Origin of the sequence: Streptococcus gallinaceus (assembly GCF_024170225.1) — a bacterium.
GTDB lineage: Bacteria > Bacillota > Bacilli > Lactobacillales > Streptococcaceae > Streptococcus > Streptococcus gallinaceus.
Genome location: NZ_JALJXU010000005.1, coordinates 75,434 through 96,230 on the forward strand (window position 1 = coordinate 75,434; position 20,797 = coordinate 96,230).

Here is a 20,797-nt window from a genome sequence, read left to right on the forward strand (position 1 = left end):
AGGTATTCTATGATATAATACGGTCTATGTATAGCCAAAATGAAAGAGAACTAACAGCCATTGGTCAGCGATTAGGAAGTCTTTTGCAAGCTGGAGATGTTCTGGTCTTGTCAGGAGACTTGGGGGCGGGAAAAACGACGCTTACTAAGGGAATCGCGACTGGTCTGGAAATTAACCAAATGATTAAAAGTCCGACCTACACAATTGTGCGTGAATATGAAGGTCGTTTACCGCTCTATCACTTGGATGTTTACCGCATCGGTGATGACCCAGATTCGATAGATTTGGACGATTTTTTGTACGGGGACGGTGTTACGGTTATCGAGTGGGGGGAACTGCTGGATGCTGCTGTCTTGTCAGATTATCTGACTGTTCGTATTGAGCGTAGCGGAGATGGACGTGAGCTGAGATTTGAAAGCCATGGAGCTCGTAGCCGAGTTTTAGCAGAGGAGCTGAACCATGGCTGAGCAGGAAGTTGTTTTTGAAGAGGCGCAAGTTGCGGATGCGCAGGCTTTTATTGACTTTATGCATCAGGTAGCGGATGAGACTGAGTTTTTAGATGTGAGTGGTGACGAATTTACCTTGTCACGTGAAGATGTTGAACCTATTTTTGCCTCTAATTTGGAAAGTCTAGACCAGCTTTGTCTTGTTGCGAAAATTGGTTCAGACATCATTGGTTTAGCCAGTGTAAAGACGGAGAAACCGTATCGCATTGGTCATATTGGCACAGTCTTTTTAGCAGTGAAAAAAGCTTACTGGGGTTACGGCCTTGGCCGAACCTTGCTAGAAGAAGTGATCAAGTGGGCAGAGTTTAATCAGGTCTTGGGGCGTTTGTCCTTGACTGTTCAAGTGCGCAATGAGCGAGCCGTTCAACTCTATCAATCGCTTGGATTTGAGATTGAAGGAGTGCAAAAACGTGGAGCTCGCACGGACAAGGGAGAATGGTTAGACCTATATTACATGGGGAGAATGGTAGAGTAGAGATGAAAATCGGAAAGAAAATTTTTTTAATGTTTCTAGCTCTTGTCTTTTTGACACTGGGAGCAGTGGGCACATATGGCTGGACCTTATACCAATCATCCACATCAGCAGCAAACAAAACCTATAACAACCTTGGTCGCAACATCGATGATAAGGTCATTGAAGCCACAAAACCATTGACCATTCTCTTGATGGGAGTGGACATGGATCAGGCAACTCGCGGTGGTGAGTGGGAAGGTGGCCGAAGTGACTCCATGATTTTGGTGACAGTCAATCCGAAAACGAAGACAACCACGATGATGAGTTTGACACGGGATATCATGGTTGAAATTGCAAATGCAGATGGCACATCCTACGGTAGTGCAGAAAAGTTGAACCATTCCTATGCCTATGGACAGGCGCCGATGGCGATTGCGACGATTGAAAAAATGATGAATACGCATATTGATCGCTACATGGAAATCAATATGGATGGCCTTCGTAGTTTGGTAGACGCGGTTGGCGGTATTACAGTGAATAATACGCTTGGATTTACCATTTCAATCTCCGATACGGAGCCAGCTTATACTGCAACGGTAGACCCTGGGAAGCAACATATCAATGGTGAGCAAGCCCTTGTTTATTCACGGATGCGCTACCAAGATCCAGAAGGGGATTATGGTCGTCAAAAACGCCAACGTGAAGTAATTAGCATCCTCCTTAATAAGTTACTGCAGCTAGATGGCATTACCCAATACCAAAAAATATTGGACGTATTGGCCAATAATATGCGAACGGATGTGAAAATCAATTCTTCGACCATTCCAAGTCTCCTTGGTTACAAGGATTCATTGAAAAAAATTGAATCTTACCAGTTAACAGGTGAGGGACAAATGGTCAATGAGATTTCTTACCAAATTCCAACGAGCGAGCACTTGCTTGAAATGCAAAATGTCATCAAGAAGTCGTTAGGCTTGGAACCTGCTACGGTATTGAAAACCAATGTCAAAGTTTATGAAAACCTCTTTGGTTATGCCAATCCGATTACAGTTGAAGATGCCTTTACAGGAGAAGTGACTCAGGGTACAGGTCAGACAACAACGACTAACACAGAATCTACAGTGTCTACAGAGTCTACCTCGTATGGAACGAGCGAAAGCGATTCTACTTATCAATAAAAAAGAACCTAGGACCGAGGTCCTGGGCTCTTTATTTTTTAGCATATTTTTCAGTGATTTTTTGAATTTCTTCTAGATTTCCTGCAATACTTTGCTGATAGGTTCTGAGTTTGTATTGCAAGTCTTCTGCCATTTCTTGCAGTGGTTCTTGGTAAGATTGGATGGTGGCAAGTTGCTGCTGAATAGTCTGGTAGCTCGCTTGACTTTTTTTCGCCAAATCAATTGTTTCAGATGTTTCTTGTACAATTTTTTCACGATTGTTGACCAGCCAGTAGCTAGCAAGGGCTGCACCACTAGCAGCTAGTAAATGAGATAATTTCATACTATTCTCCTAAGTAAAGTTCCTGAGCGAGTTGGGCCAGAGCTGGGAAATCAGGTTCATTAGCTGTAAAGCGAATGTCCAAGCCGTCCTCTTGGCTAAAGCGCGGTAGAAGATGGACATGGGTGTGAAAAACAGTTTGTCCCGCAACTTCTTCGTTATTGTTGAGGATATTGACGCCGGCTGCCCCTAGAGTCTGCTGAAGGTGACGCGCAATTTTAGGAATACGAGCAAAGAGCTGGCTGCTGCTTTCGCTATCCATCTCAAGCATATTGCGGAAATGTTGTTTTGGCACCACCAAGGTGTGCCCCTTGGTAACCTGAGTGATATCGAGGAAGGCTAAAACCTGGTCATCTTCATAAACCTTTGATGAAGGGATTTCTCCTGCGATAATCTTACAAAAAATACAATCTGACATAGTTTGAGCTTCCTTCTATAGTTTTTGTTATAATGATTATATCAAAAAATCGGAGAAAAGCATGTTAGAAGTTACGAATCTTACAGGGGGCTATGCCAACATTCCTGTATTAAAAGATATTTCATTTGAAGTGAATGATGGTGAGTTGGTCGGTTTAATCGGGCTAAATGGAGCCGGTAAATCAACTACGATTAAGGAAGTCATCGGTCTCTTGACGCCCTATCAAGGTACTATTGCACTGGATGGTCTGCAATTACAAGGGCAGGCGGAAACTTATCGGAAGAAAATTGGCTTTATCCCTGAAACGCCAAGTCTTTATGAGGAATTGACCTTGAAGGAACACTTAGAAGTCGTGGCGCTGGCTTATGACCTGGATTTGGAGCAAGTTTGGGAGCGGGTTGAGCGGTACTTGAAAATCTTCCGTCTGGATCAAAAATTGGACTGGTTTCCTGTGCAATTTTCGAAGGGGATGAAGCAGAAGGTCATGATTATCTGCGCCTTGATGGTGGAGCCGAGTTTGTTAATCGTGGATGAGCCGTTTTTGGGCTTGGACCCGCTGGCGATTCAGGATTTGATTGATTTATTAGATGAGGAAAAGGCGCGTGGCGCTTCTATTCTCATGTCGACCCATGTGCTAGACTCAGCAGAAAAAATGTGTGACCGCTTCGTTGTCTTGCACCAAGGTCGCATTCGAGCAGCGGGAACCTTGCAGGAATTACGCGCAGCATTTGGTCAGGAAAATGCCAGTCTCAATGAAATCTATTTGGCCTTGACCAAAGAAGGAGAGGACGCATGAGAACAGTTTTTCAGAAGCGACGTCAGCTGTTTTTGCATCGCTGTGCCAAGTATCTCCGCTATGTCTTAAATGACCATTTTGTCTTGGTTCTAATGGCCTTCCTTGGATTCTTACTGGTTCAGTACAGAGACTTGTTGCTGCATTTTCCATCCAATCCTTGGTATATTTATCTCTTGATTGCAACGGTTTTGGGAATTCTTTTCTTTTCGGGAAGACTTGCCACCTATCTTGAGGAGGCAGACCAGCTCTTCCTCCTAGTCAAAGAAAATCAGGTCACAGCACAAGTGAAGAAAGCTGGTCAGACTACCTTTCTTACTTGGGGGATGATGCAAGTTCTAGGCTATGTCTTACTCATTCCCTTGTATCTCAAGTTGGGCTGGCCTCATCTCCTTATCATCTTGCTCTTGTGTGGCCTTTTGGCTGGAAAGTACATCTGGCACATGCATCAAGTCAAGAACTTGCTTGGTGACCAAGGTCTGAATTGGCAGCGAGCAATCTCTAAGGAAGAAGGGCGTAAGCAAAGAATTTTACAATTTTTCGCACTCTTTACGACAGTAAAAGGCATTACGAGCAGCGTCAAACGAAGAGCTTACCTGGACCCGCTGTTAGGTTTCGTGAAAAAAGACCATGGAAAGACTTGGGATTATCTCTTCTTACGGGCATTTTTGAGATCGGGGGATTTCTTCCCCTTGGCTTTGCGCTTGTCGGGACTTAGTCTTGTCTTTCTAGTTACCATTCAAGAATCCTGGTTGGCAGTTGGCTTGACCGCCCTCTTTGATTACCTTTTACTCTTTCAATTGTTGCCACTTTATAACGTCTATGATTATCAGTATTTGGCGCAACTTTATCCGATTTCTTCTATTGGGAAAAGGCAGAGCTGTCAGAGGGTCATTGGGCTGGTATTTTATAGCGTTGTCGCACTACAAAGTTTGTTAGCACTTTTTCTCTTAGCAGAGAAAAAATACGTATTAATTGTTATTGGAATCGGTGTCATTTTGAAGCAAGTTTATTTGCCAATAAAAGCGAAAAAATTGTTTGACTAACCGCTGGAAAACTAGTAAAATAGTAAGGAATTTTAGAAAGGAGTCAGGCATGCAGTTTGAAAATAGAGGCCTACAATTACAATCAATTGCAGGTAACAGTGGAAAAGCTTTTAAAGGCCTAAGATCAGATGGTACGCCTGTCTTTGTCAAGTACGAAATGCCTCCAATCGTGTCAGCCTTGGCACGGGAGCAAATTACGCCACCAGTTATTTCTATCAATAGGGAAGTAGGAAAGGGGCAACGCGTAGAGCAAGAATGGCTAAATGGGCATACCTTAGAGCGTGTGGACATGACTAGCAAACAAGTCCGCCAAATCTTGGTGCGCATGCATTTTTCACGTATCTTGCTTAATCAAGCTCTGCAGTTGAATTATAGCTATCAAGAGCCACGTGATTTGGTGAAAAAATGGCAAAATGATGCTCCAAATCGCTTGCAACAAAACACTTATTTACAGTCTGTTTGTGCAGATTTGTTGGCGCATTTACCAAACTTCCAACAAGAAGTAGCGACATTTGTCCACGGAGACTTGCACCACAAAAACTGGATTGAAACAACGAGCGGGCTCGTTTATTTGACCGACTGGGAAACAGCCTGTTTGACAGACCGAATGCTGGATGTGGCCTATGTATTGACGCACTATATCCCTCGTATGTCATGGGAAGAATGGCTCAAAGATTACGGCTACAAGTATAATAAAACCGTCTTGCGTAAGGTTTATTGGTATGGTCAAATGAGTTACCTCAATCAAATCACAAAATACGCAGAGAGTTACAATTTAGAAGCGGCGAATAGAGAAATTTACGCTCTTCGTCAATTTAGGGAGACATTTTACAAAGAATTATGAGAGTGAGAAAAAGAAAAGGTGCAGAAGAGCACCTCGAACATCACCCCCAATACGTCATCCTCAATCCAGAAGATGCCAAAGGAAAATGGTATGAAGTGTTTGGAAACGACAATCCTATTCACATCGAAGTAGGTTCTGGTAAGGGAGCATTTATCACTGGTATGGCCGTGCAAAATCCAGATATCAACTATATCGGGATTGATATCCAGCTTTCAGTCCTCAGCTATGCACTGGATAAGGTTCTCGACAGTGGCGCCACCAATGTCAAGTTGCTTCGTGTAGATGGTTCAAGTCTGACAAACTATTTTGCGGATGCCGAGGTTGACATGATGTATCTGAACTTCTCAGATCCATGGCCAAAAACCAAGCATGAAAAACGCCGCTTGACTTACAAATCCTTCTTGGATACCTACAAGCAAATCTTGCCTGAACATGGAGAAATTCATTTCAAGACGGATAACCGTGGCTTGTTTGAGTACAGCTTGGCTAGTTTCTCACAATACGGCATGACCCTCAAGCAAGTGTGGCTAGATTTGCACGCTAGCAATTTTGAAGGAAATGTCATGACTGAGTACGAAGCTAAATTTTCAAGTAAGGGACAGGTCATTTATCGGGTAGAAGCAATTTTTAATTAAGAAAATGAGTTCGAGCAATCGAGCTCTTTTTGCTAATTTGCTTGAATACTGCATATTTCTAGACATAAAGCGGAAAATATGCTATACTAAGTAAAAATAGAGAAGAAAGGGGTTGGTCGTGTGCCAACCCTTTGACTTGTTCTCAGATTTTGCAAGGAGGTATGAATGGCAACAATTGTTGAATTGGTGACAGAAGTGGTAGCGCCAGCTATCCAGGCACCATATGAGTTGGTTGATGTGGAGTATGGCAAACTTGGCAGCGACTATGTTTTATCGATTTTTGTAGACAAGGAAGGGGGAATCACCCTCAATGATACTGCTGAGTTGTCGGAAGTCATTAGTCCGCTCCTAGACAGTATTAAGCCAGATCCTTTCCCTGAACAATATATGCTAGAAGTGACAAGCCCGGGCTTAGAGCGTCCTTTGAAAACCAAGGAGGCCCTAGAAAAAGCTGTGGGAAGTTACATTCATGTCAAGTTGTATCAAGCTATTGATAAAACCAAGGTTTTTGAAGGGAACTTGCTGAGCTTTGACGGAGAGGAACTTGTCATGGAATACATGGATAAGACCCGCAAAAAGGAAATCATCATTCCCTATCAGACAGTGGCTAAGGCCCGTCTTGCTGTAAAAATTTAAGAAAGAAAGGACCTTTTGAATGTCAAAAGGAAAGAAACATGAGTAAAGAAATGCTAGAAGCCTTCCGTATTTTGGAGGAAGACAAGGGTATTAAAAAAGAGGACATCATCGATGCAGTGACAGAATCTCTTCGTTCTGCTTACAAACGCCGCTATGGTCAGTCTGAGTCAGCAGCTATCGAATACGATGAGAAAAAAGGTGATTTTCGTGTTTATACTGTTCGCGAAGTGGTGGATGAAGTCTTTGACAGCCGTTTGGAAATCAGCTTGAAAGATGCTTTGGCTATTTCATCAGCTTACGAACTTGGGGATAAAATTAAGTTTGAAGAAGCACCAGGTGAATTTGGTCGTGTGGCTGCTCAATCAGCTAAGCAAACCATTATGGAAAAAATGCGCAAGCAAACACGTACCATCACTTTCAACACTTACAAAGAGCATGAAGGTGAAATCATGACTGGTACGGTAGAACGCTTTGACAATCGTTTTATCTATGTTAACTTGGGAACTTTGGAAGCACAGTTGTCAAAACAAGACCAAATTCCAGGAGAAATCTTCCAATCACATGACCGTATTGAAGTCTATGTTTACAAGGTTGAAGATAATGGACGCGGTGTCAATGTTTTTGTTAGCCGTAGCCATCCTGAAATGATCAAACGTCTGATGGAACAAGAAATTCCAGAAGTGTTTGACGGCACAGTTGAAATCATGAGCGTCTCACGTGAAGCTGGAGATCGGACAAAAGTTGCAGTTCGTAGCCACAATCCAAACGTTGATGCCATCGGTACAATCGTTGGACGTGGTGGAAGCAATGTCAAGAAAATCACCAGCAAGTTCCATCCAGCACGCTATGATGCAAAATTGGACCGCATGGTGCCAACAGAAGAAAATATCGATGTCATCGAGTGGGTAGAAGATCCAGCGGAATTCATCTACAACGCGATTGCACCTGCAGAAGTGGACCAAGTGCTATTTGACACAGAAGATGGCAAGCACGCAACAGTCGTTGTTCCTGACAACAAATTGTCTCTTGCGATCGGCCGCCGTGGTCAAAACGTACGCTTGGCAGCACATTTGACAGGTTTCCGTATCGACATCAAGTCAGCTTCCGAGTACGAAGCAACAGAAGCAGAACTCTACGGAGAAGCTGAAGAAGTAGAAGAAACAATCATCGAAGATCAAGATTAATTTGGAGGTAAAGATGGCAAAAGCTAGAAAAATACCTTTACGAAAATCAGTTGTTTCTGGAGAAATCATTGATAAACGTGATTTACTTCGCATTGTTAAAAATAAAGAAGGACAGGTTTCAATCGATCCAACTGGTAAAGCCAATGGACGTGGTGCCTATATTAAATTGGACAATGATGAAGCACTTCAAGCTAAGAAAAAACAAGTCTTTAACCGTGCCTTCAGCATGGAGGTCGATGCAGCATTTTATGATGAATTGATTGCCTATGTTGACCACAAGGTCAAGAGGAGAGAGCTTGGACTCGAATAAAAAAGATAAAATCTTAAGCTTATTAGGATTGGCTCAGCGGGCAGGTCGGATCACTTCGGGAGAAGATTTGGTCGTTGAAAGCATCCAGAAAAAACAGGCAAAACTAGTCTTTCTGGCAAACGATGCAGCAGCTAATTTGCAAAAGAAAATTACAGACAAAAGCAAGACTTATCAAGTAGAAGTCAACACCACCTTTTCAACGCTAGAAATAAGCGCAGCATTAGGCAAAGCTAGAAAAGTTCTAGCTGTTACGGATGCTGGATTTACGAAGAAGATGAGGTCTATTATGGAATAGAAGAGGAGGACAAGAGATTGTCTAAGAAGAGATTGAATGAAATCGCTCGTGAAATTGGGCGAACTAGTAAGGAAGTTGTCGCCAAGGCACAGGAATTAGGCTTTGATGTCAAGAGCCATGCGTCATCAGTCGAAGCAGACGCAGCTCAAAAAATTGCAGCTAGCTTCTCAGTAACAAGTCCAAAAGTAGAAAAAAAAGTGGAGTCAAAACCGGCAGAAAAGCCAGCTCCTGTAGAGAAAAAGGTAGAAAGCAAGCCAGTAGAAAAGGCGACCACACCAGTGACACCAAGCGCTGAGCCAGCTAAACCTGCTGTTCAACGTCCGCAGAGTCGTAACTTTAAAGCCGAGCGTGAAGCGCGTGCAAAAGAACAAGCTGCAAAACGTGCTCAAGGTCAAGGTAATAACCGTCAACAGAATAATCGCAATAAAGACCGTAATCAGAACGACCGTCGCGATCATCGCAATCAAGAACGTCGCAATGATCAAGGCTCAGGTCGAAACAACGAGCGTCGCCAAGACAATCGTTTCAACGATCGCCGTCGTGATAATCGTTCAGATCAAGGACGTAATCAAGGAAACTTTAATCAAAACCGCCAACCAGCCTCAAGTTCAGCACCAAGTACCAAGATTGATTTCAAAGCGCGTGCAGCTGCGCTGAAAGCAGAACAAAATGCGGAATACGCTCGCGGTAGCGAAGAACGTTTCCGTCAAGCACAAGAAGCGAAGAAGCAAAAACAAATCAAACCGAAAGAAATTAAGTTTGAAGAGCCAGAAGAAGTTGTAAAATCTAAAGTGGCTCCAGCAGTAACTTCTGCTCCTGTAGCGGAACCAGCAGCTGACACCCGTCGTAAGAAACAAGCACGACCAAATAAAAAACGTGACTTTGCAAGTGATGTTGAAGATGGTCCAAGAAAACAACAAAAGAATCGAAATAATCAAAATCAAGTGAGAAATCAAAGAAATAGTAACTGGAACAACAATAAGAAAAACAAAAAAGGCAATAACAAACAAGTTGTGAAACCAGTCACAGAACGTAAGTTCCATGAATTGCCGACAGAATTTGAATACACGTCAGGTATGACGGTTGCAGAAATCGCGAAACGTATCAAGCGCGAGCCAGCAGAAATCGTGAAGAAACTCTTTATGATGGGTGTCATGGCGACTCAAAACCAATCCTTGGACGGGGATACCATTGAACTCCTTATGGTGGATTATGGTATTGAAGCCAAGGAAAAAGTTGAAGTGGATAATGCGGATATTGAACGTTTCTTCGTAGAAGATGGCTACCTCAATGAAGACGAATTGACAGAACGTCCACCAGTTGTGACCATCATGGGACACGTTGACCATGGTAAGACAACCCTTTTGGATACTCTTCGTAATTCTCGTGTCGCAACAGGCGAGGCGGGTGGTATCACTCAGCATATCGGTGCCTACCAAATCGAAGCTGATGGCAAGAAAATCACTTTCTTGGACACACCAGGACACGCTGCCTTCACATCTATGCGTGCGCGTGGAGCATCTGTCACAGATATTACCATCTTGATTGTAGCGGCTGATGACGGTGTTATGCCTCAGACCATTGAAGCCATCAACCACTCAAAAGCAGCTGGTGTTCCAATCATCGTTGCTATTAATAAAATCGATAAACCAGGAGCAAATCCTGAGCGTGTCATCGGTGAATTGGCAGAACACGGTGTTATCTCAACTGCCTGGGGTGGTGATTCTGAGTTTGTCGAAATTTCGGCTAAATTCAACAAAAACATCGATGAATTGTTGGAAACGGTTCTTCTCGTTGCAGAAATGCAAGAATTGAAAGCAGACCCAACCGTTCGTGCAATCGGTACAGTTATCGAGGCTCACTTGGATAAAGGGAAAGGTGCAGTTGCAACTCTTCTTGTTCAACAAGGTACCTTGAATGTTCAAGACCCAATCGTTGTCGGAAATACATTTGGACGTGTTCGTGCCATGGCAAATGATCTCGGTCGTCGTGTTAAAGTAGCGGGTCCGTCAACTCCTGTTTCGATTACTGGTTTGAACGAAGCACCTATGGCGGGTGACCATTTTGCGGTCTACGAAGATGAAAAATCAGCTCGTGCAGCCGGTGAAGAACGTGCAAAACGTGCCCTCTTGAAACAACGTCAAGCGACGCAACGTGTCTCTCTTGAAAATCTCTTTGACACCCTCAAAGCTGGTGAAGTCAAGACGGTTAATGTCATCATCAAGGCAGACGTTCAAGGTTCTGTAGAAGCCCTTGCAGCATCACTCTTGAAGATTGATGTAGAAGGCGTTCGCGTCAATGTCGTTCACTCTGCAGTTGGTGCCATTAACGAATCAGACGTGACCTTGGCTGCCGCTTCAAATGCAGTTGTCATTGGTTTCAACGTTCGTCCAACACCGATCGCTCGCCAACAAGCTGAAAACGAAGAAGTTGAAATTCGTCTCCATAGCATCATCTATAAAGTGATTGAAGAAGTGGAAGACGCTATGAAGGGTATGCTTGATCCTGAGTACCAAGAAAAAATCATCGGTGAAGCGATTATCCGTGAAACATTTAAAGTTTCTAAAATCGGGACAATCGGTGGATTTATGGTTATTAACGGTAAAGTCACTCGTGATTCAAGCGTCCGTGTTATCCGTGACGGTGTGGTTATTGCTGATGGCAAATTGGCAAGTTTGAAACACTATAAGGATGATGTTAAGGAAGTCGGAAATGCCCAAGAGGGTGGTTTGATGATTGACAACTTCAACGACTTGAAAGTGGATGATACCATTGAAGCTTACGTCATGGAAGAAATCAAGAAGTAAGAAAATCTAACTTCGGTTGCTATACAATTAACAAACATAAAGCTGAGGAAACTCAGCATTTCTAAGATAGAGAAAGGAGAAGAAGATGGGAAATTCATTTCGTGTTGACCGCGTTGGAATGGAAATCAAGCGCGAAGTCAATGAGATTCTCCGTTTGAAAGTCCGTGACCCGCGCGTGCAAGATGTGACAATCACAGATGTTCAAATGCTAGGAGACCTATCTGCAGCCCGCGTTTATTATACCATTCACTCGACCTTGGCTTCTGACAATCAGAAAGCACAGATTGGCTTGGAAAAAGCTACGGGTACGATTAAACGTGAACTTGGTAAAAATCTGAAAATGTATAAAATTCCAGATTTGGTATTTGCAAAAGATGAGTCAATCGAGTACGGTAATAAGATTGATGAGATGCTACGTAACCTTGATAAGGAATAAATCTGTAAAACGCTTGAAAGCAATTTCATGCGTTTTTTTGTATATTTTTCAATAAAATACTTGCTAATACAATAAAAATAAGTTAGAATAGCCCTAACATATATATTTAGGAGATTTCATATGCAGCATCTTCATTTAGAAAAAATTGATGCAAGGAATTGGGAAAAATTCAACCAACTTGCACAAGCGTTTTTAGCGAAAAAGGTCACAAGAGAAGGTTTTCAGTCGCAACTAAATCAAATTCAGCACCTGCAAGAATTGTTGCTAGCTGATTTGGTGCAAGAAGCGATTTATTTGATTCGTCATGAAGGGACTGTTCAAGGTTTTGTCGACCTTCAGCTAGGAGAGGCGGGGATTTATTTGTTGGCAGACCAAAAACACCACCTTTTCAATCACTTGAAAAAACAGTTGAGCCATTCTATTGAATGTACAGAAACTCTCTGCTTGGATTCTTTTTTGGCACCTGTTTGGTAAGAGGGGATACATTTTATTTTAAGGGAAGATTAAGGAAAGGTGAGTATACTTTATTTATTCTTTTTCATATATCTCCTGAGAACACCGGTCTTTCCGGTGTTTTCTTTGTACTTTTTACGCAATCTAGTGTACACTGATAAAAAAGAAAATGAGGTGAAGAGATGATTTGGTCTTTAATTGTGGGTGCTTTGATTGGTGCGATGGCTGGTGGGATTACGGGCAAAGATAAGTCTATGGGCTGTCTAGCCAATATCGTGGCTGGATTGATTGGCTCGTCTGTGGGGCAGTCTTTATTTGGATATTGGGGTCCTAGTTTGGTGGGAATGGCCTTGATTCCCTCCATCGCTGGAGCGGTTATCGTCATTGCAGTGGTGTCCTTCTTTCTTGGGAAAAAATAAGTAATGAGCGCTGGTGTAAAGCCCAGTGTTTTCGCATTTAATGGCTATTTTAAGGGATTTATGATAAAATAAACTGATTAGCAAAAAGAGGAGTAACCTGTGACCGTAAAACAATATATGCCGGATTTTGCCTTGGAAAAGGTTTATGATTTGACGGTGGAAAGTCTCAATAGAGAAGGAATTAAAGCTGTTTTTGTCGATTTAGATAATACCTTGATTGCTTGGAATAATCCTGACGGGACTCCAGAGATGCGTCAGTGGTTGCAGGAATTAAGCGCTGCGGGTATCCGTGTGGTGGTTGTTTCAAATAACAACCATGAACGTGTGAAAAAAGCGGTGGATAAGTTTGGAATTGACTTTGAGTCGCGTGCCATGAAGCCATTTACCTTGGGGATTGATCGGGCTTTGAAACGATTTGGTGTCCAAAAAAATGAGGTTGTCATGGTAGGAGACCAGCTGATGACAGACATTCGTGCAGCTAAGCGAGCAGGTATTCGCTCGATTTTGGTCAAACCCTTGGTCGTATCAGATGCATGGGTCACTCAATTTAATCGCTGGCGCGAACGCCGCATGCTCAAGAAAATCATTGCCAAGTATGGTCCAATTCAGTATAAAAAGGAAATCTAAGTGGAAGAATTATTTTGTATCGGCTGCGGGGCAGCCATTCAGACCAGTCAAAAGGAAGTAGCAGGTTATACGCCGCAGTCTGCACTTGAAAAAGGCCTAGAGACGGGGCAACTCTATTGCCAACGTTGTTTCCGCTTGCGTCATTACAATGAAATTTCAGACGTCAATATCTCGGATGATGAGTTTATGAAGCTCCTCCACGAGGTAGGCGATAGTCAGGCTTTGGTGGTTAATGTCATTGATATTTTTGACTTTAACGGCTCTGTCATCCCCGGCTTGCCACGCTTTGTGTCAGGCAATGATGTGCTCCTAGTGGGCAATAAGCAAGATATCTTGCCCAAGTCTGTCAAGACTGGAAAGGTGACCCAGTGGTTGACAGAACGGGCGCATGAAGTCGGCTTACGTCCTGTAGATGTGGTGCTCACCTCGGCTCAAAACAAGCAGGCCATTAAGGACTTGATCAAGAAGATTGAACAGCACCGCAAGGGGCGTGATGTCTACGTGGTCGGAGTGACCAATGTCGGCAAGTCAACGCTTATTAATGCCATTATCCAAGAAATCACTGGAGATAAGGATATCATCACGACTTCTCGCTTCCCAGGGACAACCTTGGATAAGATTGAGATTCCGCTTGATGACGGTTCCTACATTTTTGATACGCCGGGGATTATCCACCGCCACCAGATGGCGCATTACCTGACGGCTAAAAATCTGAAATACATCAGCCCTAAAAAGGAAATCAAGCCAAAAACCTATCAGCTTAATCCAGAGCAGACACTCTTTCTAGCTGGTTTGGGGCGTTTCGACTTTGTCGAGGGGGAACGCCAAGGGTTTACAGCTTTCTTTGAAAATACTTTGGAATTACACCGCACCAAGCTCGCCGGAGCTAGTGAATTTTATGAAAAACATGCTGGAAGTCTGCTGACGCCTCCTTCGAAGAAGGAATTGCCAGATTTCCCGGAATTGGTTCGCCACGAATTTACCATCAATGAAAAAACGGACGTCGTTTTCTCAGGTCTAGGCTGGATTCGTGTCAATGGCAGAGCAAAAATCGCTGCCTGGGCACCAAAAGGCGTAGACGTCGTTCTTCGAAAGGCTATCATCTAAGCTAAAGGAGTTGGCTATGGCTGAAAAATCTACACTTGTCACGACACAAGAAGTCTCATTTACCGCGATTCAAGATGCCCTTTGTGAAAAGCTGGTTGCAGACCCAGTTAACATTGTTCACCGAAGATTTGGCTCTGTTGAAGTGATGGAGTTGATTTTTGAAAAGTATTATTTTCGGACAGAGAGTTTCGCTTGTCTGACAATTCTTCTTTTACGTCCAGATGATAAAAGCGTTCAAGCAGACATTACTGCTGCTGCGGCAGGAGTAGGAATACTTGATATTTCGTGGGGAAGTCAGAAGGATTTTCTCAAGAAGGGCAAAGAAATTTTAGAAGAATTTGGATTTCACTAACAGAAAAAGGAAAAAATATGACATTAACATCAAAACAACGTGCTTTTCTCAACAGTCAAGCACACGCTATGAAGCCAATCGTTCAGATTGGGAAAAATGGTCTCAATGACCAAATCAAAACCAGTATTCGTAACGCGCTGGATGCGCGTGAGTTGATTAAGGTGAAGTTGCTCCAAAATACGGATGAAAACATTCACGAAGTAGCAGAAATCTTGGAAGAAGAAATCGGTGTCGACTCAGTTGCAAAAACTGGTCGTGTCTTGACCCTTTTCAAAGTATCTGCTAAAAAAGAAAATCGAAAATTATCCGTTAAAGTGAGAGAGATTTAAGGAGAGCCTATGGCGATTGAACTGGTAACCCCTTTTACAAAAGTTGAATTAGAGCCAGAATTGCGCAAGCCCAAGCGTAAGCAAGTTGGGATTTTGGGTGGGAATTTTAATCCCGTTCACAATGCTCATCTGGTGGTGGCTGACCAAGTGCGTCAGCAATTGAATTTGGACAAGGTTTATCTTATGCCCGAGTTTACGCCGCCACATGTGGACAAAAAGGAAACCATTGACGAATTGCATCGGCTCAATATGCTTAAAATGGCCATTGCTGGAATCGAAGGCTTGGACATTGAAACCATTGAGTTGGAGCGTCGTGGGATTTCCTACACCTATGAAACCATGAAAGAGTTGACGGAGAAGCATCCAGATACAGACTATTACTTCATTATCGGTGGAGACATGGTGGATTACCTGCCCAAGTGGCATAAGATTGATGAGTTAGTGGAGCTTGTCCAGTTTGTAGGGGTTCAGCGTCCACGCTATAAGGCAGGGACTTCTTATCCCGTTATCTGGGTGGATGTGCCACTTATGGACATCTCGTCCAGCATGGTGCGTGAGTTTATCCAAAAGGGCCGCGTACCCAACTTCATGTTGCCGCACGAGGTCTTGGATTACATCGAGGAAAAAGGACTTTATCTATGAACTACAGTTCGTATGTGAGCTTGACGCGTCAGGAGCTTTTGGAAAAAATTGCTGGCGCTATGTCCGAGAAACGGTTTGCCCACGTGCTTGGCGTAGAAAAAGCAGCCTTGGCATTAGCCGACCAATATGGCTGTGACCCCGTTAAGGCCAGTCTAGCTGCCCTTCTGCATGACTATGCCAAAGAGATAGAAGACCAAGTTTTTCTAGACTTGATAGACAAGTATGACTTGGAAGCCGACTTGAAAAATTGGGGCAATAACATCTGGCATGGTGTGGTGGGGGCTTATAAGATTGCTGAGGATTTTGGCGTTAAGGACCAAGAAATTCTGACGGCTATTCAGTGCCATACAGTTGGCGCTGAAGACATGACTCTCCTTGACAAGGTGCTCTATGTGGCAGACTACATTGAGCCTAATCGGGATTTTCCGGTTGTCGAGGAAGCGCGTACCATTGCGCGTGTCAGTCTTGATAAGGCAGTGGCCTTTGAAACAGCGCAGACCATTGCATTTTTAGCTAAAAAAGGCATTTCCATCCATCCTCAAACTATTGAAACTTACAATAGCTATGTGGGTTGTTTGAAGGAGTAATCGATGAAAACAGTTTTATTGGTAATTGATATTCAAAATTTGCTTGTGGATAGTGAGCCCTATGCCATTGAGGAGCGCGTATCCTTGTGGCAGGAAACCATTGCCGCTTGCCGTCAAAAAGGGCTAGAGGTGATTTATGTCCGCCACAACGACGAGGAATTTATTCCCCAGACACAGGGGTGGGAGATTTCGAGGTTGGTTGCGCCGAGCGAGCAGGAAAAAATTTTTGACAAGCACTACAATAGTGCCTTCAAGGACACAGGTCTCCATGCCTACCTGCAGCAAGAAGGTGTTGGGCGACTTATTCTCATCGGGATGTCAACCAATTATTGCATTGACGCGACGGTCAAAGTAGCATTTGAACTAGGTTATGAGGTGGCTGTGGTAGAACACGGAACGACGACCTTTGCAGACCCAGATATCGCTGCAGACATCTTGATTGATTATCATGAGATTATTTGGGACCAATGTTTTGCCCAAGTAGATGATTTAGAAACAATTTTAAAAGGAAATTTATGAACAAAACAGAATTATTAGAAGTAGTTGTAAAAGCTGCAGATGAAAAGCGTGCCGAGGATATCTTGGCTTTGGATGTGGCTGGATTGACCAGTGTGACAGATTACTTTGTCATTGTAAGTAGTACCAACAGCCGCCAATTGGAGGCTATCGCAGATAATATCCGCGAGAAAGTCAAAGAAGCTGGAGGCGGTGCTAGCCACGTAGAAGGTGATAGCAATAGCGGTTGGGTTCTTTTGGATCTGAATGATGTCGTAGTTCATATCTTCTCAGAAGACCAACGCTACCACTACAACTTGGAAAAACTCTGGCATGACGCACCGAGTGTGGATGTGACTGAGTATTTAGCATAAAATATACCTTGTTGCTAGACAGGTTTTTTCATCTAGGAGGAAGTTAAGTCAATGTGTTTGATTTGCCAAAGAATTGACCTGATAAAAAAGAGGCAAAATCCCTATTTTGTCAAAGAATTGCAGACGGGGTATGTTGTCCTAGGAGACCATCAGTATTTTAAGGGCTATACGCTTTTTCTAGGGGAAGGTCATGTGACGGAGCTGGATCAACTGGATAGACAAGAGCGCAATTTATTTTTATCCGAGATGGCAGATGTGGCTGAGGATGTAAAACTTGCTTTTGATGCAGAAAAGATGAATTGTGAGTTGCTTGGAAATGGGGCTGCGCATGTTCATTGGCATTTGTTTCCAAGGAGCGCAGGCGACTTGGGAGACTATGGTAATCAAGGAAAAGGACCAGTTTGGTGGTATCCTATGGAACTCATGTATGACGAGGCCAAGAAACCAACAGCAAATGAATTGACCCTTATGAAAGCTCAACTTTTGGAAGCATTAGAAAAATTGGAGAAAAATCATGGCAACTTATGAAACCTTTGCATCGGTCTATGATGCGGTGATGGATGATTCTTTGTATGATCAGTGGACGGACTTTTCGCTCCGCCATTTGCCAAAGGCAACGGACAAAAAGAAACTCTTGGAACTGGCTTGTGGGACGGGAATTCAGTCAGTGCGCTTTGCTCAGGCAGGATTTGATGTGACAGGGCTTGACTTGAGTAGCGATATGCTGAAAATTGCTGAGAAGCGTGCAGCTTCTGCCAAGCAGTCTATTGACTTTCTTCAGGGGAATATGTTGGATCTCTCGCAGGCTGGTCAATACAATTTTGTGACCTGTTACTCGGACTCAATCTGCTACATGCAGGACGAGGTGGAGGTCGGAGATGTCTTCAAGCAGGTTTATGACGCTCTTGAGGATGACGGTGTTTTTATCTTTGATGTGCATTCAACCTATCAGACGGATCAGGTTTTTCCAGGGTATTCTTACCATGAAAATGCGGATGACTTTGCTATGGTTTGGGATACCTATGAGGATGAGGCGCCGCATTCGGTGGTGCACGAGCTGACTTTTTTTATCCAAGAAGCAGATGGCAATTTTAGCCGACACGATGAAGTGCACGTGGAGCGCACTTATGATGTGCTGACCTACGATATTCTTTTAGAGCAGGCTGGTTTCAAGTCTTTCAAACTTTACGCAGACTTTGAAGACAAGGAACCGACTAAAACTTCCGCACGCTGGTTTTTCGTAGCGCAGAAGTAGAGTGAGCCGATGAAGGAGAGGATTATTGAAAAATAATCATTTTGTGATGTTGTACAAATCCTCTGCAGCAGAAGAGAACTCCATAAAAGCCCATAAAAATGGGCTTTTTATGTTATAATGAGTGCAATCAATGACAGTCATGAGGAGGTCAGTCATGGCAAAGAACCACATTTTTCATGCGAGTGATGGGATAGAAATTTTCTATGATGATCTTGGTCAGGGATTCCCCATCGTTTTTTTGCATGGGAATAGCCTATCCAAAGACTATTTTGCCAACCAAAGGGTCTTGAGTCAGAGTTTTCGCTTGATTTTGGTAGATAGTAGGGCTCATGGGAAGTCTGGTCATAATGGTCGACAACTAAGTTTTGAGCATATGGCCAAGGATGTGGAGGAGTTCTTGTCTTTTTTGGCGATTTCCTCTTGTCTGTTGGTCGGGCATAGTGATGGTGCCAATCTAGCCCTTACCTATACCAAGTATTACCCAGCTAGAGTCGGGGGAATCTTGTTTAATGCGGGAAATTGCCGATTTTCTGACTTGAAGTTGATGGCGCAAATCGGAATCAAGCTGGAAGTGTGGGGCTTGAAATTAGCATCACTTCTGTTTTCGAACTTCAAAAGAGCCTATCAAGTCGCCCAACTGATGGACGATGACTTGGACCTTACACCATTAGACATCCACAAAATGACAATGCCGGTCTGGGGACTCATGGGAGAAAATGATATGGTAAAGGCTGATACGTTACAAGAACTAGCCGAGCAGCTTCCTAGAGGAAGGTTTATCAACTTGCCCCATGTCGGTCATCATCCGGCAAGGCAATGCCCAGATGACTTTAATGACTTGGTGTTGGAACTACTCACTGCAATGGAAAGGAAACTCGTGTGAAAAAAATAAAAGATATACTTCAACCTTACCAATCACGGCTAAAAACTGTATTTTTTGTAATTGTATCTATCTTGGTCATCGTAGAGTTGACACGACTCAGTAAGACGATTTCTATCGCAGACATTAAAAGGATACTGGATACCATCCCACTGTTCAACCTTATATTGATACTGGTGATTGGTTTTATAACAGTATGTCCGATGGTCTGGTATGACATCATCTTAAATAAAATGTTGAAAACCAACTACAGTAAGTCCTATATTTTTGAAACGGGCTTTGCGACAAATGCCATCAATAATCTGGCTGGTTTTGCAGGTCTGGTGGAGATAGGCTTGTGTTATTCTTTTTACTCAGAGGGGAAAGCGAGTGACGAGTCTGTAGCGCAGCAGATTTCCAAGGTGATGCCCTTTTTCATGAGTGGTCTATCAATCTATTCAGGGATTTCATTGGTCTGCTTACTTCTTCCCCAAGGGAATCATGGGATGATGCTCTATCTGCCCTTCGTCTATTTCATTTCGGCACGAAAATCACTGACCTACTTTGGGCAGTTGAATAGAACCTATCGTCACCAGCTGTTGCTTGCCTCTTTTTTAGATTGGACAGGAGTTCTTCTTTCCTTTATCAGCATTGGCTATTTGGCTGGTTTTCACTTGCCGATTTATGACTTGATTCCCATCTACATCATCGCGGTTGTGGTAGGACTCATGTCCATGATTCCGAGTGGAATTAGTGGATTTGATATTGTCTTAATTTCTGGATTAACATCTGCAGGTCTAGGGCATTCGCAAGCAGTCACATGGCTTTTGTTGTTTCGGATTGCTTACTATATCCTCCCATTTTTAGTTGGAGTTGGCTTTTTTATCAAACATATCGGTGGTCGTGTTAATCAGAAGTTTTTGGGATTACCCAAAACGATTTCCACAGCCTTGACGACCAATCTTGAGTTAGCCTTTCTAAGACTCTTTGTTTTTTTCTCATTCTATCAGCCTTGATTCCTGAAAATATTGCCAATTTACGGATTTTTAGGCAATTTGACCCTGTGCGCGCACAGTTGGTCTGGCAATTTTCAAGTATTGTCCTGGGTGTGCTGTTTATCCTGCTGGCTAGAGTTGTTAAAGCACGGATGAAACGAGCGTTTCCATATGGCTTGGCCTTGATTTTTATCTCGTTGCTATATGTCAATCTAGGTACTCCCTCTTTTATAACGAGTCTCTTTTTAATCTTGACATTACTGATTTTGTTCATTATGCGTCCCTTGCTGACGCGCCGCCAATTTATCTATTCGCTAGAAAGTTTAACCAAGGATCTAGGACTTATTGTACATTTATTGCAATCAAACGCGGTTCACCTTTGCCCATTTACACCACGTAAGGCATTTTCGTCCCGAACATTATATCAGTCTTTGGGGTGAAT

Annotated in this window: 30 protein-coding genes; 28 read left to right on the forward strand and 2 right to left on the reverse strand. The window is 43.2% G+C overall.

The genetic code is table 11. The annotated features are described in order from the left end of the window. The first annotated feature begins 26 nt into the window (after nt 1–26). The 3 genes from tsaE to lytR are packed head-to-tail and all read left to right on the forward strand — an operon-like array spanning nt 27 to nt 2,138. On the forward strand, nt 27–467 hold the full coding sequence (gene tsaE, locus J2T50_RS07095; protein WP_301282827.1) for a tRNA (adenosine(37)-N6)-threonylcarbamoyltransferase complex ATPase subunit type 1 TsaE: 441 nt from the start codon (nt 27–29) through the stop codon (nt 465–467). Then, the gene (locus J2T50_RS07100) at nt 460–981 is read left to right on the forward strand and encodes a GNAT family N-acetyltransferase (protein ID WP_253365162.1); all 522 of its coding nucleotides are present in this window, start codon (nt 460–462) and stop codon (nt 979–981) included. The genes tsaE and J2T50_RS07100 overlap by 8 nt, the downstream gene beginning before the upstream one ends. Nucleotides 982–983: 2 nt before the next feature. Further along, nucleotides 984–2,138 carry a glycopolymer--peptidoglycan transferase LytR gene (gene lytR, locus J2T50_RS07105; RefSeq protein WP_253365163.1) on the forward strand — a complete coding sequence of 385 codons (1,155 nt, stop codon included), beginning with the start codon at nt 984–986 and terminating at the stop codon, nt 2,136–2,138. A gap of 31 nt (nt 2,139–2,169) precedes the next feature. On the opposite strand, the gene J2T50_RS07110 is transcribed toward lytR, so the two are convergent. Further along, entirely contained in the window at nt 2,170–2,460 is a 291-nt protein-coding gene (locus tag J2T50_RS07110; protein WP_253365164.1) for a chemotaxis protein, read from the reverse strand. A 1-nt stretch (nt 2,461) separates the two neighbouring features. Then, nucleotides 2,462–2,875: an HIT family protein gene (locus J2T50_RS07115; protein WP_253365165.1), complete on the reverse strand. Its 414-nt coding sequence runs from the start codon at nt 2,873–2,875 to the stop codon at nt 2,462–2,464. 61 nt (nt 2,876–2,936) lie between these two features. On the opposite strand from J2T50_RS07115, the gene J2T50_RS07120 reads away from it, so the two are divergent. The 25 genes from J2T50_RS07120 to J2T50_RS07240 all read left to right on the forward strand — a co-directional run bounded on the left by J2T50_RS07120 (nt 2,937) and on the right by J2T50_RS07240 (nt 20,795). After that, a complete protein-coding gene (locus J2T50_RS07120) occupies nt 2,937–3,671 on the forward strand; it encodes an ABC transporter ATP-binding protein (RefSeq protein ID WP_253365167.1) in 735 nt (244 codons plus the stop codon). After that, the gene (locus J2T50_RS07125) at nt 3,668–4,714 is read left to right on the forward strand and encodes an ABC transporter permease (protein WP_253365169.1); all 1,047 of its coding nucleotides are present in this window, start codon (nt 3,668–3,670) and stop codon (nt 4,712–4,714) included. The genes J2T50_RS07120 and J2T50_RS07125 overlap by 4 nt, the downstream gene beginning before the upstream one ends. Nucleotides 4,715–4,763: 49 nt before the next feature. Then, nucleotides 4,764–5,558: a cell cycle regulator CcrZ gene (gene ccrZ / locus J2T50_RS07130; RefSeq protein ID WP_253365171.1), complete on the forward strand. Its 795-nt coding sequence runs from the start codon at nt 4,764–4,766 to the stop codon at nt 5,556–5,558. Then, complete coding sequence (gene trmB / locus J2T50_RS07135) at nt 5,555–6,193, forward strand: tRNA (guanosine(46)-N7)-methyltransferase TrmB (protein WP_253365173.1); 639 nt, start codon at nt 5,555–5,557, stop codon at nt 6,191–6,193. Before ccrZ ends, trmB begins: the two co-directional genes overlap by 4 nt. Before the next feature lie 165 nt (nt 6,194–6,358). Beyond that, on the forward strand, nt 6,359–6,829 hold the full coding sequence (gene rimP, locus J2T50_RS07140) for a ribosome maturation factor RimP (RefSeq protein ID WP_253365175.1): 471 nt from the start codon (nt 6,359–6,361) through the stop codon (nt 6,827–6,829). Between the two features lie 38 nt (nt 6,830–6,867). Further along, nucleotides 6,868–8,013: a transcription termination factor NusA gene (gene nusA / locus J2T50_RS07145; protein ID WP_253365177.1), complete on the forward strand. Its 1,146-nt coding sequence runs from the start codon at nt 6,868–6,870 to the stop codon at nt 8,011–8,013. Between the two features lie 13 nt (nt 8,014–8,026). Then, nucleotides 8,027–8,323 (forward strand): RNase P modulator RnpM, encoded by a 297-nt coding sequence (gene rnpM / locus J2T50_RS07150; protein WP_253365179.1) that lies wholly within the window; start codon nt 8,027–8,029, stop codon nt 8,321–8,323. Further along, nucleotides 8,280–8,618, forward strand: coding sequence for a YlxQ-related RNA-binding protein (locus J2T50_RS07155; protein ID WP_253365181.1), 339 nt, complete (start codon nt 8,280–8,282; stop codon nt 8,616–8,618). Before rnpM ends, J2T50_RS07155 begins: the two co-directional genes overlap by 44 nt. A gap of 17 nt (nt 8,619–8,635) precedes the next feature. Then, the gene (gene infB, locus J2T50_RS07160) at nt 8,636–11,425 is read left to right on the forward strand and encodes a translation initiation factor IF-2 (RefSeq protein ID WP_253365184.1); all 2,790 of its coding nucleotides are present in this window, start codon (nt 8,636–8,638) and stop codon (nt 11,423–11,425) included. 85 nt (nt 11,426–11,510) lie between these two features. Continuing rightward, complete coding sequence (gene rbfA / locus J2T50_RS07165; protein WP_253365186.1) at nt 11,511–11,861, forward strand: 30S ribosome-binding factor RbfA; 351 nt, start codon at nt 11,511–11,513, stop codon at nt 11,859–11,861. 120 nt (nt 11,862–11,981) lie between these two features. After that, nucleotides 11,982–12,335, forward strand: coding sequence for a hypothetical protein (locus J2T50_RS07170; RefSeq protein WP_253365188.1), 354 nt, complete (start codon nt 11,982–11,984; stop codon nt 12,333–12,335). Nucleotides 12,336–12,496: 161 nt separating this feature from the next. Then, nucleotides 12,497–12,733 carry a GlsB/YeaQ/YmgE family stress response membrane protein gene (locus J2T50_RS07175; protein ID WP_253365190.1) on the forward strand — a complete coding sequence of 79 codons (237 nt, stop codon included), beginning with the start codon at nt 12,497–12,499 and terminating at the stop codon, nt 12,731–12,733. 117 nt (nt 12,734–12,850) lie between these two features. After that, nucleotides 12,851–13,360, forward strand: coding sequence for a YqeG family HAD IIIA-type phosphatase (locus J2T50_RS07180; protein ID WP_301282830.1), 510 nt, complete (start codon nt 12,851–12,853; stop codon nt 13,358–13,360). Continuing rightward, complete coding sequence (yqeH, locus tag J2T50_RS07185) at nt 13,361–14,467, forward strand: ribosome biogenesis GTPase YqeH (RefSeq protein WP_253365194.1); 1,107 nt, start codon at nt 13,361–13,363, stop codon at nt 14,465–14,467. A 16-nt stretch (nt 14,468–14,483) separates the two neighbouring features. Beyond that, nucleotides 14,484–14,819: a DUF6054 family protein gene (locus tag J2T50_RS07190; RefSeq protein ID WP_253365196.1), complete on the forward strand. Its 336-nt coding sequence runs from the start codon at nt 14,484–14,486 to the stop codon at nt 14,817–14,819. A gap of 17 nt (nt 14,820–14,836) precedes the next feature. Continuing rightward, nucleotides 14,837–15,148, forward strand: coding sequence for a ribosome assembly RNA-binding protein YhbY (yhbY, locus tag J2T50_RS07195; protein WP_253365198.1), 312 nt, complete (start codon nt 14,837–14,839; stop codon nt 15,146–15,148). Nucleotides 15,149–15,157: 9 nt separating this feature from the next. Beyond that, nucleotides 15,158–15,790, forward strand: a complete 633-nt coding sequence (locus J2T50_RS07200; protein WP_253365200.1) for a nicotinate-nucleotide adenylyltransferase — start codon at nt 15,158–15,160, stop codon at nt 15,788–15,790. After that, a complete protein-coding gene (gene yqeK / locus J2T50_RS07205; RefSeq protein ID WP_253365202.1) occupies nt 15,787–16,377 on the forward strand; it encodes a bis(5'-nucleosyl)-tetraphosphatase (symmetrical) YqeK in 591 nt (196 codons plus the stop codon). Before J2T50_RS07200 ends, yqeK begins: the two co-directional genes overlap by 4 nt. A gap of 3 nt (nt 16,378–16,380) precedes the next feature. Next, nucleotides 16,381–16,896, forward strand: coding sequence for a cysteine hydrolase family protein (locus J2T50_RS07210; protein ID WP_253365204.1), 516 nt, complete (start codon nt 16,381–16,383; stop codon nt 16,894–16,896). Continuing rightward, on the forward strand, nt 16,893–17,246 hold the full coding sequence (gene rsfS / locus J2T50_RS07215; protein WP_253365206.1) for a ribosome silencing factor: 354 nt from the start codon (nt 16,893–16,895) through the stop codon (nt 17,244–17,246). The genes J2T50_RS07210 and rsfS overlap by 4 nt, the downstream gene beginning before the upstream one ends. 51 nt (nt 17,247–17,297) lie before the next feature. Next, nucleotides 17,298–17,774 (forward strand): HIT family protein, encoded by a 477-nt coding sequence (locus tag J2T50_RS07220; protein ID WP_253365208.1) that lies wholly within the window; start codon nt 17,298–17,300, stop codon nt 17,772–17,774. Then, the gene (locus tag J2T50_RS07225; RefSeq protein ID WP_253365210.1) at nt 17,761–18,501 is read left to right on the forward strand and encodes a class I SAM-dependent DNA methyltransferase; all 741 of its coding nucleotides are present in this window, start codon (nt 17,761–17,763) and stop codon (nt 18,499–18,501) included. The genes J2T50_RS07220 and J2T50_RS07225 overlap by 14 nt, the downstream gene beginning before the upstream one ends. A 154-nt stretch (nt 18,502–18,655) precedes the next feature. Beyond that, nucleotides 18,656–19,384 (forward strand): alpha/beta fold hydrolase, encoded by a 729-nt coding sequence (locus tag J2T50_RS07230; protein ID WP_253365212.1) that lies wholly within the window; start codon nt 18,656–18,658, stop codon nt 19,382–19,384. Continuing rightward, on the forward strand, nt 19,381–20,376 hold the full coding sequence (locus J2T50_RS07235; RefSeq protein WP_253365214.1) for a lysylphosphatidylglycerol synthase domain-containing protein: 996 nt from the start codon (nt 19,381–19,383) through the stop codon (nt 20,374–20,376). Before J2T50_RS07230 ends, J2T50_RS07235 begins: the two co-directional genes overlap by 4 nt. Then, nucleotides 20,373–20,795, forward strand: coding sequence for a hypothetical protein (locus J2T50_RS07240; RefSeq protein ID WP_253365216.1), 423 nt, complete (start codon nt 20,373–20,375; stop codon nt 20,793–20,795). The genes J2T50_RS07235 and J2T50_RS07240 overlap by 4 nt, the downstream gene beginning before the upstream one ends. Nucleotides 20,796–20,797: the final 2 nt, after the last annotated feature.

Bases quoted from the DNA above. Each gene is read 5' to 3' on its own strand.
- tsaE (WP_301282827.1), top strand. From the start codon at position 27: ATGTATAGCCAAAATGAAAGAGAACTAACAGCCATTGGTCAGCGATTA.
- nusA (WP_253365177.1), top strand. From the start codon at position 6,868: ATGAGTAAAGAAATGCTAGAAGCCTTCCGTATTTTGGAGGAAGACAAG.
- lytR (WP_253365163.1), top strand. From the start codon at position 984: ATGAAAATCGGAAAGAAAATTTTTTTAATGTTTCTAGCTCTTGTCTTT.
- J2T50_RS07115 (WP_253365165.1), bottom strand. From the start codon at position 2,875: ATGTCAGATTGTATTTTTTGTAAGATTATCGCAGGAGAAATCCCTTCA.
- J2T50_RS07230 (WP_253365212.1), top strand. From the start codon at position 18,656: ATGGCAAAGAACCACATTTTTCATGCGAGTGATGGGATAGAAATTTTC.
- J2T50_RS07110 (WP_253365164.1), bottom strand. From the start codon at position 2,460: ATGAAATTATCTCATTTACTAGCTGCTAGTGGTGCAGCCCTTGCTAGC.
- J2T50_RS07190 (WP_253365196.1), top strand. From the start codon at position 14,484: ATGGCTGAAAAATCTACACTTGTCACGACACAAGAAGTCTCATTTACC.
- J2T50_RS07210 (WP_253365204.1), top strand. From the start codon at position 16,381: ATGAAAACAGTTTTATTGGTAATTGATATTCAAAATTTGCTTGTGGAT.
- J2T50_RS07120 (WP_253365167.1), top strand. From the start codon at position 2,937: ATGTTAGAAGTTACGAATCTTACAGGGGGCTATGCCAACATTCCTGTA.
- trmB (WP_253365173.1), top strand. From the start codon at position 5,555: ATGAGAGTGAGAAAAAGAAAAGGTGCAGAAGAGCACCTCGAACATCAC.
- rsfS (WP_253365206.1), top strand. From the start codon at position 16,893: ATGAACAAAACAGAATTATTAGAAGTAGTTGTAAAAGCTGCAGATGAA.
- rnpM (WP_253365179.1), top strand. From the start codon at position 8,027: ATGGCAAAAGCTAGAAAAATACCTTTACGAAAATCAGTTGTTTCTGGA.
- J2T50_RS07220 (WP_253365208.1), top strand. From the start codon at position 17,298: ATGTGTTTGATTTGCCAAAGAATTGACCTGATAAAAAAGAGGCAAAAT.
- J2T50_RS07180 (WP_301282830.1), top strand. From the start codon at position 12,851: ATGCCGGATTTTGCCTTGGAAAAGGTTTATGATTTGACGGTGGAAAGT.
- yqeK (WP_253365202.1), top strand. From the start codon at position 15,787: ATGAACTACAGTTCGTATGTGAGCTTGACGCGTCAGGAGCTTTTGGAA.
- ccrZ (WP_253365171.1), top strand. From the start codon at position 4,764: ATGCAGTTTGAAAATAGAGGCCTACAATTACAATCAATTGCAGGTAAC.
- rbfA (WP_253365186.1), top strand. From the start codon at position 11,511: ATGGGAAATTCATTTCGTGTTGACCGCGTTGGAATGGAAATCAAGCGC.
- J2T50_RS07125 (WP_253365169.1), top strand. From the start codon at position 3,668: ATGAGAACAGTTTTTCAGAAGCGACGTCAGCTGTTTTTGCATCGCTGT.
- yhbY (WP_253365198.1), top strand. From the start codon at position 14,837: ATGACATTAACATCAAAACAACGTGCTTTTCTCAACAGTCAAGCACAC.
- J2T50_RS07100 (WP_253365162.1), top strand. From the start codon at position 460: ATGGCTGAGCAGGAAGTTGTTTTTGAAGAGGCGCAAGTTGCGGATGCG.
- rimP (WP_253365175.1), top strand. From the start codon at position 6,359: ATGGCAACAATTGTTGAATTGGTGACAGAAGTGGTAGCGCCAGCTATC.
- J2T50_RS07170 (WP_253365188.1), top strand. From the start codon at position 11,982: ATGCAGCATCTTCATTTAGAAAAAATTGATGCAAGGAATTGGGAAAAA.
- J2T50_RS07155 (WP_253365181.1), top strand. From the start codon at position 8,280: ATGTTGACCACAAGGTCAAGAGGAGAGAGCTTGGACTCGAATAAAAAA.
- J2T50_RS07175 (WP_253365190.1), top strand. From the start codon at position 12,497: ATGATTTGGTCTTTAATTGTGGGTGCTTTGATTGGTGCGATGGCTGGT.
- J2T50_RS07225 (WP_253365210.1), top strand. From the start codon at position 17,761: ATGGCAACTTATGAAACCTTTGCATCGGTCTATGATGCGGTGATGGAT.
- J2T50_RS07200 (WP_253365200.1), top strand. From the start codon at position 15,158: ATGGCGATTGAACTGGTAACCCCTTTTACAAAAGTTGAATTAGAGCCA.